At 37.9% G+C, this 16,545-nt stretch carries 16 protein-coding genes; all 16 read left to right on the forward strand.

Going from position 1 to position 16,545, the window contains the following annotated elements:
• The first annotated feature begins 172 nt into the window (after positions 1 to 172).
• The 16 genes from AC04Q4_RS01645 (at position 173) to AC04Q4_RS01720 (ending at position 16,531) form a co-directional block, all read left to right on the forward strand.
• Positions 173 to 2,890 (forward strand): fucose pyrophosphorylase domain-containing protein, encoded by a 2,718-nt coding sequence (locus AC04Q4_RS01645; protein WP_476388357.1) that lies wholly within the window; start codon positions 173 to 175, stop codon positions 2,888 to 2,890.
• A gap of 50 nt (positions 2,891 to 2,940) precedes the next feature.
• Positions 2,941 to 3,249, forward strand: a complete 309-nt coding sequence (locus AC04Q4_RS01650; protein WP_476388358.1) for a hypothetical protein — start codon at positions 2,941 to 2,943, stop codon at positions 3,247 to 3,249.
• A 302-nt stretch (positions 3,250 to 3,551) separates the two neighbouring features.
• A complete protein-coding gene (locus AC04Q4_RS01655; protein ID WP_476388359.1) occupies positions 3,552 to 3,719 on the forward strand; it encodes a hypothetical protein in 168 nt (55 codons plus the stop codon).
• 200 nt (positions 3,720 to 3,919) lie between these two features.
• Positions 3,920 to 4,090: a sugar transferase gene (locus tag AC04Q4_RS01660; RefSeq protein WP_476388360.1), complete on the forward strand. Its 171-nt coding sequence runs from the start codon at positions 3,920 to 3,922 to the stop codon at positions 4,088 to 4,090.
• 50 nt (positions 4,091 to 4,140) lie between these two features.
• On the forward strand, positions 4,141 to 5,271 hold the full coding sequence (locus AC04Q4_RS01665; protein ID WP_476388361.1) for a glycosyltransferase: 1,131 nt from the start codon (positions 4,141 to 4,143) through the stop codon (positions 5,269 to 5,271).
• A gap of 86 nt (positions 5,272 to 5,357) precedes the next feature.
• A complete protein-coding gene (locus AC04Q4_RS01670; protein ID WP_173738731.1) occupies positions 5,358 to 6,662 on the forward strand; it encodes a glycosyltransferase family protein in 1,305 nt (434 codons plus the stop codon).
• A gap of 11 nt (positions 6,663 to 6,673) precedes the next feature.
• Positions 6,674 to 7,561 carry a polysaccharide pyruvyl transferase family protein gene (locus tag AC04Q4_RS01675; protein WP_173738730.1) on the forward strand — a complete coding sequence of 296 codons (888 nt, stop codon included), beginning with the start codon at positions 6,674 to 6,676 and terminating at the stop codon, positions 7,559 to 7,561.
• On the forward strand, positions 7,561 to 8,529 hold the full coding sequence (locus AC04Q4_RS01680; RefSeq protein WP_173738729.1) for an alpha-1,2-fucosyltransferase: 969 nt from the start codon (positions 7,561 to 7,563) through the stop codon (positions 8,527 to 8,529). Before AC04Q4_RS01675 ends, AC04Q4_RS01680 begins: the two co-directional genes overlap by 1 nt.
• A gap of 19 nt (positions 8,530 to 8,548) precedes the next feature.
• Positions 8,549 to 10,003 (forward strand): hypothetical protein, encoded by a 1,455-nt coding sequence (locus tag AC04Q4_RS01685; protein WP_173738728.1) that lies wholly within the window; start codon positions 8,549 to 8,551, stop codon positions 10,001 to 10,003.
• 13 nt (positions 10,004 to 10,016) lie between these two features.
• Entirely contained in the window at positions 10,017 to 11,300 is a 1,284-nt protein-coding gene (locus AC04Q4_RS01690) for a glycosyltransferase family 4 protein (RefSeq protein WP_173738727.1), read from the forward strand.
• A complete protein-coding gene (locus AC04Q4_RS01695; RefSeq protein ID WP_173738726.1) occupies positions 11,297 to 12,295 on the forward strand; it encodes an acyltransferase family protein in 999 nt (332 codons plus the stop codon). Before AC04Q4_RS01690 ends, AC04Q4_RS01695 begins: the two co-directional genes overlap by 4 nt.
• Positions 12,296 to 12,310: 15 nt before the next feature.
• A complete protein-coding gene (locus AC04Q4_RS01700) occupies positions 12,311 to 13,129 on the forward strand; it encodes a hypothetical protein (protein ID WP_173754682.1) in 819 nt (272 codons plus the stop codon).
• A 10-nt stretch (positions 13,130 to 13,139) separates the two neighbouring features.
• Positions 13,140 to 14,591 (forward strand): flippase, encoded by a 1,452-nt coding sequence (locus tag AC04Q4_RS01705; protein ID WP_173738724.1) that lies wholly within the window; start codon positions 13,140 to 13,142, stop codon positions 14,589 to 14,591.
• A gap of 10 nt (positions 14,592 to 14,601) precedes the next feature.
• Positions 14,602 to 15,219, forward strand: coding sequence for a VanZ family protein (locus AC04Q4_RS01710; protein WP_476388362.1), 618 nt, complete (start codon positions 14,602 to 14,604; stop codon positions 15,217 to 15,219).
• A 164-nt stretch (positions 15,220 to 15,383) separates the two neighbouring features.
• Positions 15,384 to 16,286 carry a sugar phosphate nucleotidyltransferase gene (locus AC04Q4_RS01715; protein ID WP_476388363.1) on the forward strand — a complete coding sequence of 301 codons (903 nt, stop codon included), beginning with the start codon at positions 15,384 to 15,386 and terminating at the stop codon, positions 16,284 to 16,286.
• A 65-nt stretch (positions 16,287 to 16,351) separates the two neighbouring features.
• The gene (locus AC04Q4_RS01720; RefSeq protein ID WP_423783164.1) at positions 16,352 to 16,531 is read left to right on the forward strand and encodes a helix-turn-helix domain-containing protein; all 180 of its coding nucleotides are present in this window, start codon (positions 16,352 to 16,354) and stop codon (positions 16,529 to 16,531) included.
• Positions 16,532 to 16,545 lie beyond the last annotated feature (14 nt).

Here is a 16,545-nt window from a genome sequence, read left to right on the forward strand (position 1 = left end):
CTGCTACAGGCAGCTCCTGACAGGTTGAATACCGCCTGTCGTGTCTTTCCGATAAAGGGAAGAGTCGGCAAAGAATTTCTGCAGAAGTTACGGCGCAGGCCGTGACAGCAGATAAGAGTATTCAAAGTTATGAAAAAAAGAAAGTATGAAAAAGCAAAGGATAAGGAAAGCAATGAAGACAGAATACAAGAAACTGAAAAATCTTTTTCTGCGCCAGAGTTGTCAGGACGCATGGGAGGACTATGCGCGGAGCATCCGCAAAGTTAATTTTCCCAGGTGGGACTATGTGATCCTGACTTCATCAAACGAAGAGCAGGCCAGATCCTTCCGCAGCCAGATTGCAGACAGACTGGAACAGGGCGTACTGCCTGGATGGACAAAATACTTCGTATTGCCGGATCCGGAAGGAAAACGTGTAGGTTCCGGAGGAGCAACATTAAATGTACTCCGATTTCTTTCCGAAGAAGAAGGACTCCATGGAGATTTCCATAACAAAAGAATCCTGGTGATCCATTCCGGCGGGGACAGCAAAAGAGTGCCGCAGTATTCTGTATGCGGAAAGCTTTTTTCCCCAGTACCAAGAGAACTTCCGGATGGAAGAGGTTCCACACTGTTTGATGAATTTCTAATCAGCATGGCAGGCGTTCCGGCCAGATTTAAAGAGGGAATGCTGGTGCTTTCCGGAGATGTGCTCCTCCTTTTTAATCCTTTACAGATAGATGCCCAGTTCCGCGGAGCTGCGGCAATCTCCATGAAATCCCCGATCGAAGTAGGCGTGGATCATGGAGTGTTTTTAAACGATGGAAATGACCACGTAAAAATGTTTCTGCACAAGCAGCCGGAAGAAACGCTTCGTAAACTGGGAGCTGTGAACGGACAGGATTGCGTGGATCTTGATACAGGGGCTGTACTTCTGGATGCCGAAATCCTTGGCGCGCTTTTTAATCTGATCGCGGATAAAACAGGCAAAAATACGGACCCCGATAAATATGAAACTTTTGTAAATGAGAAAGCAAGAGTCAGTTTTTACGGAGATTTTCTGTATCCACTGGCTGCAGATTCCACATTTGAACAATATCAGAAAGAAAAACCGGAAGGTGAATTCTGCGAAGAGCTTTTTTCCTGCAGGGAAAAAATCTGGGAAGTATTAAGTCCGTATCAGATGAAGCTGATCTGCCTTTCACCGGCTGAATTTATCCATTTTGGAACAACAAGAGAACTTCGAGCTCTGATGACAGAAGAAGTGGCAGACTACGAATTTCTGGACTGGAAAAAACATGTGTTTACAAATGCCAGCAGCTGTGCCGGAGCTTTGCATACAGCACTGATCGCACCGGAAACAGAAGTTGAGGAAGGAACTTACATTGAGGACAGCTGTCTGGAAGGCAGATCCCATATTGGAAAAGGGGCAGTGGTATCAGGACTTTTTCTTAAGGATATCTGTGTGCCGGAAAATACGGTGTTCCATGGTGTAAAGCTGAGAGATGAAGCTGAAGAGCTTTGCGGTGCACAGGCAGGCAGATGTGTGATCCGAACATACGGCGTGGTGGATAATCCGAAAAAAACACTGGAAGAAAAAGGCAGCTTTCTGAAAGGAAACCTTGACAGCTTTCTCAGAGAGAACTCCCTGACTGTAAAAGATGTGTGGACAGGAGAAAATCATGCTCTCTGGAATGCAAAGCTGTATCCTGTATGCCGGACATTCCAGGAAGCAGCAGAAGCAGGAAAGCTTCTTGTAAAAATGAGCGAAGGACAGGCAGATCCGGCGCAGGTTCAGAACTGGAAGAAACAGACCAGACTAAGCCTGGAAGAATCATTCCGTTATGGAAACACTGAAAACATCCTTTCCTGGAAAAAAGATCTGGAAGCCCGTATCCTTGTAGCACTTTTTCTGGAAGAAATTAAAAAAGGCGGACATTACATCCCTGCCTTGAAGATCTTCGGAGAAAAAGAAATCAGGGAGCGGCATTATCAGCTTCTGATGGAAGCAGCAGAAAAGGCAGATTTTTTCCAGAGGATAAGAATTCTGTATGCAGTGTCACGTTCCATGAAATTCACGAAAAAGTGTTTTGCAGGAAAAACTTACGACATGCTGGAACAGGAGTGTTTTTCCCAGATACAGAAAGAAATCGCATCTCAGACGCAGCTGGATGGAAAAGGTAACTATCAGATTGCAAAGGAGTATGTAAAAGTAAATCTTCCGGTACGAGTAAACTGGGGCGGCGGCTGGTCAGACACACCACCATACTGTAATGAACACGGTGGAACTGTTCTTAATGCAGCAATCCGGTTAAGAGGCTGTGAACCAATTGAAGTAGAAATCCGGAGGATCCCGGAATTACATATTGAACTGGCAAGCACAGATACCGGTGCTTACGGAACAGCAGAAACAGCAGAAGAAATCCAGGATTGTCATAATCCATACGATCCTTTTGCACTGCACAAGGCAGCTATTATCGCCTGTGGAATCCTTCCACTGGAAGAAAAAGCAGACCTGAAAAGTGTTCTGGAAAAAATGGGAGGCGGATTTTATCTGTCCACCTGTGTTAAGGGTGTGCCAAAAGGCTCCGGTCTTGGAACAAGCAGCATCCTTGCAGGTGCCTGTGTCAAAGCTTTTGCAGAATTTCTGGGAGAAAACTGGGATGACAGCCAGATCTACGATACAGTCCTGAATCTTGAGCAGATCATGAGTACAGGCGGCGGCTGGCAGGATCAGGTCGGCGGCCTGACCCCCGGAATCAAATTTATTACATCCAGACCAGGAATCCGCCAGCATCTTAAAGTAGAAAAAGTGGAAATTTCCGAAAAGACAAAACAGGAGCTGCAGGAACGATTTGCACTGATCTACACAGGTCAGCGGCGCCTGGCCAGAAACCTGCTCGAGAAGTAGTAGGAAACTATATCGGAGGCCGGAAAGAATCCCTGGAAGCTTTGGACGAGATGCAAAAAGTAGCAGCTTTGATGAAATTTGCCTTGGAAAAAGAAGACATCGACGAATTCGCAAACCTTCTGAACCAGCACTGGGAAATCTCCAAAAAACTGGATGCAGGCTCCACCAACACCTGTATCGATCAGATTTTCGGCGTATGCGAAGACCTCATCGATGGAAAATTTATCTCCGGAGCCGGAGGCGGCGGTTTCCTGCAGGTAGTGCTGAAAAAAGGCATTACACAGGAGATGCTGCATAAGAGACTGAGAGATGTGTTCCAGGATTCCGGGGTGGATGTCTGGGATGTGGAGTTTGTGTGAGGGACACGGATTTTTATAAATGCAATAAAAATTAGAAGAATATTTTCTTGAAAAACAACGGAGAATATCAGGATAAGGCAGACTTTATCTATTCTTTGAACGCCGGTGATGTTCAATGGTGTGTGAATGCTAAAGGTATCAAAGGCGTATCCTGCCCGTTGAATGTCTACCTCAAACTTTCAGTGGCGGCATGATGGTCTACGGTGGCGTATAAAACTCATGCAAAATACCCTTACTGCGAGCCTGTTTTATTGCAGAGTAAGGTAGTGACATGATACCTTCATTTTTCCGAAGAATTAGAGGTGGAGGTTGAAAATGTTGAAAAGCCCAAAATCTATTTTTCTGGAAAAGTTTATTGCAGAGAAAAGACGGACATGATAACTGCATTTTTCTGGAGAATTAGAGGTAGTGAGGGGGAGATGATTGTTCATGTTGCGACACGAGGAAGAAATGAACTTGTACAGTTTTAACAAAGTGAGTTGGTGTACGGGTTATGACAATAAGGGTCAACACTTTGAAAAATGGGTAAGTGCGACTGCGAGTTATGACAATAAGACACAGCACTTTGTTGGTGAGTTGGTATGAAGGTGTCTACCATAAAGTTTCAGTTGAAGAAAAATAAGTGAGTGGCCCATGACAGTACGGCGAGTACGAGAAATAGCGCCTGCATGTGACTCCCAGCCTGAGCTGCTACTGGCAGATCGCCCAGCATCGTAATGACCTCACCTTTGAAGAATGGATGGATCTGGATGTGAAATATGTCAAGGAGCGTAGCTTCTGTGTGGACTGGAAAATCAATTTTAAGACCTTCAAGGTGTGTTTACTGGGGCATGGAGAGTAAAAGGCTTACATAGATTTGCGGAAAGAAAAAAGACGAGGAGTATTTGAGGGATGAGGAAAAATAAAATCAGAGTATTGCATGTGGCACAGGCCGCAGGTGGCGTAGATCGCTATATCCGAATGCTTCTCAAGTATTTGGACAAGGAGAAGTTTGAGAATATATTGGTTTGCTCACAGGATTATCATGCGGAAGATTATAAAGGTTTGGTAGATTCCTTTGAACAGATTGAGATGAGCAGAGCCATTGGAGGTAACGACTTAAAGGCAATCGGACAAGTTCGGAAACTAATAAAAAAATATACCCCTGATATCGTTTATGCGCATTCCAGTAAAGCTGGTGCAATCGCTCGTGTGGCAAATATTGGTCTGAAGAATCACTGTGTATACAACCCACATGGGTGGGCATTTAATATGCGTTGTTCAAATAAGAAGAAAACAATGTATGCTGCAATTGAAAAATTAGCTGCACCATTCTGTGATAAGATTATTTGCATTTCAGATGCAGAAAAACAGTCTGCGTTGGATAAGAGCATATGCAAAGCAGGCAAATTGCAGGTTATTTTTAATGGTGTGGATGTAGATGCTTACAAAGCTGGGGCACATGGAGTAGTTAAAAGAGCAGACTTGGGTATTCCAGATGATGCTTTTGTCGTTGGCATGGTTGGGCGTGTAAGTCCTCAAAAAGCGCCAGATGTTTTTATTAGGATGGCAAAGCTTGTGAATGATAAAATTCCAAACGCATATTTTATCATTGTGGGAAACGGTATGTTGGAAAACGAAATCAGAGAATATGCAGAGGAGCAAGGATTTTCTGAAAGGTTACATATTACTGGTTGGGTAGATGATCCTATGAGCTATGTCGAACTTTTTGACGTTGGATGTTTGCTGAGTCGCTGGGAAGGATTTGGTCTTGCACTTCCGGAATATATGATGGCAGGAAAGCCAATTGTGGCTACCAGTGTAGATGCTATTCCCAATATCATTAAGGATGGCGAGAATGGTCTACTTGTTAATGTTGATGATGTGGATGGCGCAAGCAAGGCAGTAAACAGAATTTTTGATGACTCCGTGCTAAGAAGAAAGTTGATTGAGCATGGATATAGCGACGTTGAATCAAGATTTGATGCAAAGCGTGTATCAGTTGAGCATCAGACTGTGTTTGAGAGCCTTTATAATAAATAATTAGATTTTAAGTATACTGTATATCGAAAAAAAACATGAAAGATAGATGATTAAGGTAGCGAAGAAGTGAGTGTAGGAGTGGGATAATGTCAGAGGAAAAAATAAGGGTACTGGTTGTTTCATATCTACCATGGAGAAATGATGTCAGTGTAGGAAATACACTGTCCAATATCTTTGACGGAATGCAAGATAAAATAGAATTTTCTAACATCTATTTCAAAGGTGGAAAGCCGCAGAACAATGTGGCTCAAAAATATTTTTACATTCCAGAGAAAGAATTGGCAAAGAGCATTTTAACAAGGAAGAGCGTTGGACGAAAGGTATCTTTGGATAGTGTATCAAATAATAATGTGACAGAGAATAACGGTGCCTATAATAAGGCGCGTCAATTGCGATGGGAGTCATTGCTTTTGGCTCAGGATATGATTGGTATTTGGGGCAAGTGGCATTCAAAAGAACTTGATTCATTTGTTGAAGAAATAAAACCGCAGCTGATTTTCGGACCATTAGGTAGGGTTCCTGCGTCAAACATTTTAATGTCATATCTTCACGATAAATATTCGATTCCAGTTATTGCATATGCTTGGGATGACCACTATTCGCTACACAAACAGGCTGTATCTCCCTTTTTCTGGGGAAAAACATTCTTGGAAAGAAAGTATATAAGAAAATGCGCGCAGAGAAGCGAATTCCTATACACCATTACAGAAGAGATGAGGGAAGAGTACAGCCAGTATTTTGACAAGAAATGCAAGGTTTTGTATAAGGCATATGATTTTAGTGGAGATCCTGAAATAAAATCCGAAGTAAAATATCCGATATCCATTATATATATGGGAAATGTCGGTGCAGGGCGTTGGAAAGAACTTGGAAAAGTTGCACAAGCAGTAAAGGCTATAAACAAAAACGAAAGAAAGTGCCTTTTAAGAATACATACAATGTCACCACACACGGATGAAATGGAGAAGGCACTCAATATTGAGAATGCTTCAGCTCTTTTGGAGCCGGTTCCTACGGCAGACGTATTGAAAACTATGCATAGTGCTGATATTTTGCTCCATGTTGAACCAACGGGAAAGAAAGAATGCAATTTTTTCAGGTTGTCTTTTTCGACAAAAATTGTGGATTATCTTTATAATGCTCGATGCATAGTTGCAGTTGGAGGACACACAGCAGCTATGTCGTATCTGAAAAAAAACGATGCAGCTGTTGTGACAGAAGATGAGGGTAGAATACAAGAAGAACTTGAAAAGCTGATTGATAACCCTAAGAAAATAGAAGAATACGCTTATAAGAGCTGGGAATGTGGAAAAAGAAATCATCAGAAAAAAACAATACAAGATATGATTTATTCGGATTTTATGCAGGCAGTGAATAAGGAAAATATGTAGTAGAGGTAAGAATGAGAACAGATAAATTAAATTTAGCAATAAAAAAGGCGATGGGAGAATCATCGAAAAAAGTTTTGACGAAATTATTGTTTCCGTTCAGAAACAATTTTATCTTGTTTAATATTTCAAATCGAGCAAAAAATGAACAAGTGAATCTAGATTATTGGGACGAGTCAAATAATCTAGGAGATACTTTGTCCCCTGTTGTTGTCAACTATATGCTTGGCTTAAAAAAAATAAAACCGGATGTAAGAATTGATGAGAAAAAACATCTATATGCAATTGGCAGTGTGCTCACAGCAGGAATTCAAGATGCCACTGTTTGGGGCAGCGGTGTCCTTAATGCAAAACTGACATATAGATTGGAAAAGAGAAAATTGGATGTTCGAGCGGTTCGAGGACCGGTTACACGTGCAATTTTGATGGACTATGGATATAGTGTTCCAGAGGTCTATGGAGATCCTGCAATCATAATGCCAGAAATTTATAAGGCAGTTCCTTTAAAAAATAGAAAAAAATATGGTCTAATAACACATAAGGACTATGTTCTTAATGAAAAATATGAGGAGAACAAGATTGCACGATTAAACATATGTACTGATGATTATCAAGATTTCCTTAATCAATTAGTAAGCGTAGATGTTGTAATATCCTCAAGTTTGCATGGCATTATTTTAGCAGAGGCATATGGGGTTCCGGCGGTTTTATTGAAACCCCAGATAGATATTGTTAAATATTATGATTACTATTATAGTACGGGAAGAATTAATTTCCCTATGGCGGATTCAATAGAGCAGGCGATACAAATTAAACCTGTGGAATTGCCTGAGTTGGATACTATAAGGGAAAAATTAAAAAAGAGTTTTCCATACGATATATACGGAGAGGAACAAAATTAATGATTAGTTTGATTATAAAAGATGGGCTTGGAAATCAGCTCTTTCAATATGCATATGCAAGATATTTACAATATTTATATGAACAAGAGGGACAAAAAGAAAAAATTGCAATTAATTCATACTATATTGATCATTTTGATTTTAGAAAAGCATCTCTCCATAATTTCGTTCTAAACGATGATGTTGAGTTCATGAAAAAAAAGAAACAAAAAAATGATATGGAGATTTTTAAAATAAGAACATTATTAGCTAATGGATTTGATATTATACCTTGGAAAATACTTAAGACTTCCAAACCACTCGGAGAGGAAAAATTCATTAAGCGTTCTAAACATGGTGTGTATTATACATATAGATCTCAAACGGAGTTCAAGACCCTTCTTGCACGAAAAAAGAATAAATATGTTTTTGGCTTTTTTCAAGGGGAGGCAAACTTTGCTCCCATTAAAGAGATTATAGGAACAGAATTTGAGATAAAGACTGCACCAAGTAAAGAAAATGCTGATATGCTTAGAAGAATAGGCTGCACAGAATCAGTTTGTTTACATATTCGTCGCGGAGACTATTTGGATCCAAGATGGAAGAATCTCCAGATTTGTACTTTTGAATACTACAATAATGCAATTAATGAAATGTTGAAAAAAACAGTAAATCCAACCTTCTATATTTTTTCAAATACGCATGATGACCTTGCGTGGATCAAGGGTAATTATCATTTTACGAATAACATTGATAATAGAAAGTTGAATTTTGTGTATGTTGATCTTGGAAACCCCGACTACGAAGAACTTAGATTGATGAAATCTTGCAAGCATTTTATTATTTCAAATAGTACTTTTAGCTGGTGGGCGGCTTATTTATCAGCCTATAAAGATAAAATTGTTCTGACACCTGAAAGATGGAATTTATCGCTTGAAAATGATGTGTCCATATATTTGGATAATTGGATTAGAATTCCAACGAAATAGTTGCTTGGCAGGAGAAATTATGAAAGAATCATATTTTGAGGATAGAGAAAAATCGAAATCAAAAATTGCACTAACAGTTTGGAATTATCTTATAATTGTGTGCATTGTTACGGCATTCTTTACTGCAATTTATAATAAGTCCAGTGGTTTGGTTGATAATCTTTTTGTACTACCAATTGCATATTTTGTGTCATTGTGTTTTTCGAGAAAAGCCTTTAGGAAGCAGCCGGGGTTAGCTCTTGTAATTATTGAAGTGACGATGTTCTGTCGTTTTATAATGATACCAATATTATATGCATTAACTGATAATTATAGCGGAGTTAGGATTAGCAGTCAGTTAAATGAAGCAGTGTGGTACATGGCGTATGAAGAGATTGCCGTTGGTGCAATCATGCATTTCTGGTCCTCAATAGTACATAAACAGAGTTCGTTAGATCGAAATACTGAAACTGAGGAGAAATTTGTTCGCCCTCTTACTGTTACAATAATATTATTTTGGTTTTTTATTATAGCTGTGAATTCTAAGTTGAGAGGATATTTATTTAATTTTTCACTTTTAACGCGAAGCGAGATGGGAATTATGGGCTATATAACTACACAAGAATATTATTCTGACATACCTGGCATTTATAAGGCCTTTTTTCATATTGGTTTGTTGGTGCTTTTCACTGTTTTAATTGATTTGATTGCCCGTTATGTGACAACTAAGTGGATAAAAGTACTTTTTCTTGGATTGATATGCGTTGGGTTTATTTCTAGCATGTGGACAAGTGGATTTTCAGTATCAAGATGGAATATGCTTATTGCAGTAATTGTGTCGGCGTATGCGCTTATTCGTGTTTTTCCCAATAAGACCAAGGCAATAGTGACAATAGGCATTGTTGGGATACTCATGGTGGTACTCATGGGATCAGTTCTTAAAATTATGTCATTTGGTGAAACTAATGTAAAAGTATCTGATGCTACTGGAAAGTATTTTACGGCTGAATATTTCGATGAATATTTTGAAGGCATTACCCCGGTTGCTAATGGAATGGTGACAGCTGAACAATATAATAATGAACGCGGCTTAGCAGGAATTTTAGTCGATTGTTTCTTTAATTTTCCATATGCAATGAAAATTTTAGGACTTAGTGATTTCAAAACAGCTACATCATACTTTCAAAGCTCAGTTGGAAGGGCAGACTTTATTATTCCAGTCATAACTGAATCTGTTATGCAATTTGGTAAAATACTTTCACCATTGTATTCTTGTATTATAGTTTGGCTGGCACTATGGGTTGATTTGAAGAGAAGTCGGTCAAGAACTTTATATCGAAGATTGTTTTATACAGTTATAGTATTCTGGCTATCTTTATTTATGGCTGTAAGTACTAATACTATAGAAGCAAATATATGGTATGCAGTTATTGGAATTTGGTTGATTGCATTAGAAGAAAAATTTAGGTTTACAATTTCACATAGATTACGTTGAGTGGAGAAGTATAATGAGAATAATGTGGACAGTGTTTGTCACATTTCCAGAAGTGGCAGACAAAATAGGAAGAAAGTCGGAATATGCGTGTACATGGGCGCGCGCGTTGGCTGCAAAATTAAGATATAGAGACGATATTGAACTTGCAATTGTTTCAGTTGCAGATGAGGACAGTGTAAAAAAGTTTCGTGTTGATAATGTGGATTTTTATTTTCTGCCTAATGGAAAAGAAGTCATGAGAAGTGGTGGCGGAGAAAAAATACGAGAGTCTTGGAAATATATTATTTCGGACTTTAAACCGGATTTGGTACATATTCATGGAAGTGAATCAATGGTTCCTTATGAATTGATTAAGATGAAGCCTAACGTACCGCTTTTTCTTACGCTACAAGGAATTTTGTCTAATTACTATAAAGATGCGTATGCTGGGATGGAGATGAAAGACATTATTAGAACCTATTCATTGAGGGATATTGTCAGACATTCTGGTATTATATGGGATAGAAAGAAAGAAATTAGACGTAGTAGATATGAAAAGGAAATGTTGAGAGGCATTCAGTATGTAGGCGGAAGAACTACGTGGGATAAAGTTTCCTCTTTAGCAGTTAATCCTGAAACAAAATATATTTATGCACCAGAATTAATCAGACCAGAGTTTTATCAGGCAACACGTTGGGATGTCAATAAAATCAGACATCACAGGATTTTTATGCATCAAGGATTTAAGCCAATCAAGGGACTTCATATTCTTTTGGACGCAATGAAAATCTTAAAAAAACGGTATCCAGATGTTGAATTGTATATGTCTGGAAAAAATGTAATGAGAAATTCAACTGTAAAGGAAAAACTTCTTCAACCAGGATATGTTAAATATTTATTTGAAAGAATACGAGCCAACGAGTTGCAGGAGTGCATACATTTTACGGGAATACTTGACGCGGAACAGATAGTCAACGAATTAAAAAAGGCGAATGTAATGGTTTTGCCGTCCGCGATTGAGAATAGTCCGAATTCCTTGTGTGAGGCTCAGTTAGTTGGAATACCGTGTGTTGCCAGTTTTGTAGGTGGAGTTCCAGAGATGCTTCGCGATGGAAAAGATGGGTATCTTTATACATTCAACGAGCCATTAATGTTAGCAGAGTATATATCTAGAATTTTTGATTCAGACTCTTTGGCTGAGCAATTTTCTAAATCATCGTATGAATGGATTAGAAGCCGACAGGGTGAAGATGCTGTAGTAGATAAAACAATAAATAATTACAAAGAGATTATAGACGATTGGAAGAATAAATTGTGAAAAAGAGAGATGAACAAATAGATGTAGCAAGAGGAATTGCAATCTTACTTGTAGTTTTAGGACATAGCTTTTATTCTGTCGAAAGTCCATTGAATAAAATTATATTGACGTTTCATATGCCCCTTTTCTTTTTCCTCTCAGGTTTAGTTGCGAAAATTGGAGATAAAAGAACAGGGGGCAGGTTCGTTCTTGGTAAGTTGAAAACAATTCTTTTGCCACAAATCTTATTAGGGTTGATTTCATACATATACTATGGATTGTTTACTGTCGTGATGAAAGGTAAAAGTTTAGCTGAAATTGATTTTCTATATCAATTTTGGAGATATTGGTTTCTTCAAGTCCTTTTCATAGTAGTAATTTTATTTTATTTTATTTCGCGGATGGTGCGTATTACAAGCATAAAATACCAGATGATACTTGGTGGGTTATGTATTGTTTTAGGAGTGTTGTTTGAATATAAAATAGAATGGCCTGATGAATCACTTTTTTATATAAATGTTGTCCCAATGGCGTTTTTCTTTTATTTGCTAGGATTTGCGTGTAGAGGTTTTTTGCCAAGTCAATTAAAACGAATTTGTAACCGGAAAGAAAAGAAGATTCTATTATTGATTGGTGAATTATGGATATTGTTGGTTTGTGCATTATGTAATTCTAGCGTTACAATGTACAATAACAATTATGGAAACTTTCCCGTGTTTATAATTGGAGCCTTAAGTGGAATCACGGTTGTTTGGATAGTTGCAGATTTTATGCGAAAAAATGTGTTCTTTAATTGGTGTGGAAGGAATTCTATTATTATATATGTGTGGCAGTTCGTGCTAACTCAATTCTTTAAAAATGTAATAGAAATGTTTTTCACAGTGGCACATTTTGAGTGCCCGGATATTATAATGACATTATCTGTTTTTATAGTATGTGTTCTGGTGGTGATTCCTATTGTTATATTTAGTAATCGTTTTATTCCAGAACTATATGGCAAGAAAAGAATTAACTAATTTGAGGGTATAAGGATGAATGATATATATGATTTAATTCAAGCGGAGTATGAGAAAGATAATTATAAGATTGAATACAATAACTGTAAGAATGGATTGGCGTATATTTATTGCTCCAGTAATGCCTTGTATGAAAAAGATAATCTTCAGTCATTTAAAGATAAAATAATTGGAGGAAATCGTTATGAGTGGTCTAATTTACGAGCCGAGTGTAAACCTGAATTAGAGATATTCATTCGAGATATTTGGCTTTCTTGGTATGTTAAAGGAATTAATAGTAGGGTTAATACTTATGATAAGCTGATTGATTTTATTAGAAGTATAACAAAAGGATACACTATTCGATGTGTAGGGGCTTCATCAGGTGGATTTATAGGTTCAATTCTTGCAATGGAATTGAATGCAGAAATATCATATTCTTTTGCTGGGCAGTTTTCATTAAGTCACCATTTTGATCATTTAGAACAAAATCCGTACCTTAAAGAATACTGCACTACTGGAGAAAAGAAATACATTGAATATTACACACGAATTCCAGGCTCATCAACGAATATCTTTTATATGTTTCCAAATCGTTCCAAGCAGGATCAAGAACAGTATGAGTTGGTTAAAACAATGAATCAATTACATACGATAAAAATAAATATAGATGAACACGGAGTAGCGATATATCCGTTTGCACTTCCGAAATATCTTTCCTATAATCTTCATGAAATTGAAAAATTAGCGGGGGGGGGCAGCATGTCCAAAATGAATGCCTCAATAAAAATTGGAGGATGGTCAAATTTCATTAGATGGGCGACAAAAAAGATATTAAAGATGATTAAGAGGTGATAGTTTATTTATGGAAAGAAAAGAGAAGTCTATTGGAGTCAATGCATTATTGAATGGATTGAAAACAATATTATCAGTTATATTTCCACTTATAACATATCCTTATGCTGCACGTGTTTTGCAAGTCGAGAATATGGGAAAAGTGGATTTTTCAAATTCTGTTGTGAGTTATTTTGTGCTGATTGCAGGCTTGGGAATAGCAACATATGCAATCAGAGAAGGAGCAAGGGTACGAGATAGCAAAGAAGATCTTGAAGCATTTTCCAGTGAAATGTTTTCAATCAATATAATATCTGTTGCGATTTCAATTATTGCTCTTGTTATTGTGGTCGTTGCTGTTCCTAAGTTTCACTCGTATATACCTTTGATTGCCGTTCAGAGTTTGGCGATATTTGGTAATCTGATTGGTGTGACATGGCTTTATTCGATTGTCGAAGATTATGCATATATTACGGTGCGTTCTCTCGTGGTACATATTATTGCTTTAGTGTTGCTGTTTTTGTTTGTTCATAATGAATCTGATTATGTTCCATATGCAGCAACAACAGTTATTGCTAATGCAGGTGCCAATATTTTTAATTTTTTTCATGCTAAAAAATATGTAAAGATACGTTTCACAAGAAATCTTAACTTGAAAAAGCATATTAAGCCAATCATGATAATTTTTGCATCTACGGTTACAACGACAATATATGTTAACTCAGATAAAACAATACTTGGCTTCTTGTCTGATGAATTTCATGTGGGCTTGTATTCAACATCTGTTAATGTTTATACTGTGCTGAAAAGCTGTATAGCGGCAGTTATTCTCGTGGCGTTACCAAGATTATCTAATTATCTTGCAACAAATCACAAGAAAGAGTATGAAAAAACAGCAATTGATATTTTTAAGATGTTCATGATGATATTGCTTCCAGTGATGGTTGGAATATTTGTTACATCTGATGCTGTAATTGAAATTATCGCTGGAGCATCATATGCAGAAGCTGCAACATCGTTAAGAATTTTAAGTGTGAGTTTGGCGTTTTCAATGATTGCAACGTATTATACTAATGCTGTTTTACTGCCAATGAAACAAGAAACGGTCGTTTTAAAAGGAACTATAATGAGCGCAGTTCTGAATATTGTTTTGAATTTTGCTTTAATTGGAACTCTCAAACAAAACGGAGCTGCATTTACGACTCTTTTAGCTGAAGTACTAATGTGTGTTTATCAATACTTTTATGTGAGGAAAGTATTAAGAATAAAGGTTTCTTTGCACTATGTAATAAGTCTGCTTATTGGATGCATTGGGATTATTATTGTTTCTGCTGTTTGTGATGTTTTTTTGACTTCATTTATCGTAAATCTTATTGTGAAAATTTTAATGTCGATTATAGTATACATCACTGCACTCTTGGCATTAAAAAATGATGCAGCACTTTCTATGGTTAATGGATTCTTGATAAAGATAAAAAAATAAGGAGAGACAGATGTATGCTATAGTAGATAAAATTTGTGTCAATATCATCTCGACACTTTATCAATATTTATTTGTATCTATAGTTATGGCGGCACTTTTTATGCTTTTGTATACAGAGTGGAAAAAGATTGGATTGAAAGCAGTGCTTAGTAATTGGATGAACGAATTTAAAAAATCCAAAGAATATAGAAGAATTTATATATTGGCGGTATACACTTGCTTAATTCTTTTTAGAACCATATTTTGTCGTCAGATTTGGGGGAATCCAATAGGAAATGTCCTGGGAAATTGGAGTTTTCATTTTTCTGACGGCACCTTAAGCACAGAATTAATAGAGAATGTTTTTCTGTTTATTCCGTTTTCAATGCTTATGCTTTGGGCATTAAAAGATAGAATTCTCAAAGGAAAGAAGGGATTTTTGCAAATCTGTTATAGGACAATTAAGATTTCCATTTTATTTTCGCTCAGTATAGAAGTGTGTCAAATTATCCTTCGTGTCGGAACTTTTCAAATATCTGACTTAGTGACTAATACAGCTGGGGGATTGATAGGTGGAATCATATATTGGGGTTGTTATAAACTAAAAACTTCAAGAGCTAGTTCGAGGACACACATATCTATGGAATAATAGATAATAGAAAAAGCCGTGTGAATAAATTCACACGGTAGCTGCTCAAATCTTCACACACCTCTCCGTGGTGAGCAGCAGGCAACGATCAATTCTGATTGGCTGAGATGTGAAGAACGAAACTTATGGTAAAACAACATTGTTAAGATATGAGAGAGAAAAATATGAACACAACATTACTTATTATGGCGGCCGGTATCGGTAGCCGTTTTGGAACAGGAATCAAACAGTTGGAGTCGGTGGATGCTTCAAATCATATCATCATGGATTACTCGATTCATGATGCAATTGAGGCAGGCTTTAACCATGTGGTATTTATTATCCGCAAGGATATTGAGAAAGAGTTTAAAGAGGTTATCGGTGACCGTATTGCAGCTATTTGCTCCGCTCATGATGTAACTGTAGACTACGCTTTTCAGGATATTAACGATATTCCGGGCACTCTGCCGGAAGGCCGTACAAAGCCGTGGGGAACTGGTCAGGCAGTGCTTGCCGCAAAGAAGGTCATCAAGACCCCGTTTATTGTGATCAATGCAGACGATTATTATGGCAAGGAAGGTTTCAAGGCGGTTCATGAGTATCTGGTGAATGGCGGGAAATCCTGCATGGCAGGTTTTGTGCTGAAGAATACACTTTCCGACAATGGTGGCGTGACCCGTGGTATCTGCAAGATGGATAAGGAAAACAATCTAACTGAGGTTGTGGAGACCAAGAATATCGTAAAGACTGTAACTGGAGCGGAGGCAGACGGCGTAGTCGTTGATGTGAATTCTTTGGTTTCTATGAATATGTGGGGATTAACTCCAGAGTTCTTGGAAGTCCTGGAGCAGGGCTTCAAAGAGTTTTTCAAGAAGGAAGTACCAGGAAATCCGCTGAAAGCAGAGTATTTGATTCCTATTTTCATCGGTGATCTGCTGGAGCAGGGAAAAATGTCCGTGAAGGTTCTGAAGACTAATGATACATGGTACGGCATGACCTACCATGAGGATGTTGCAGCTGTAAAGGATAGCTTCAAGAAAATGTTGGAAGACGGCGTGTACAAAGTGGATTTATTTGCTGATTTGTAATAGAAGAGTTTTGCTTGAAAGATTACAGAGTAATATTTGAATGCATCTATTTGAGGGCTACATAAATGAGTGAGGCAATAGGAACACGGGAATTTGCTGAAAAATACGGCGTGACGCAGGCTACAGTTTCCAAGTGGTGCAGAGAAGGTAAAATTCCAAACTGTAATCAAGATGGAAAAGGATCACCGTGGCATATTCCCAAGGATGCCGTTCCACCAGTTGGATATAAGCGAAGGAAAAAGTGATATTGGAAAGGAGC

Source organism: Blautia sp. HA8986 (genome assembly GCF_056504635.1).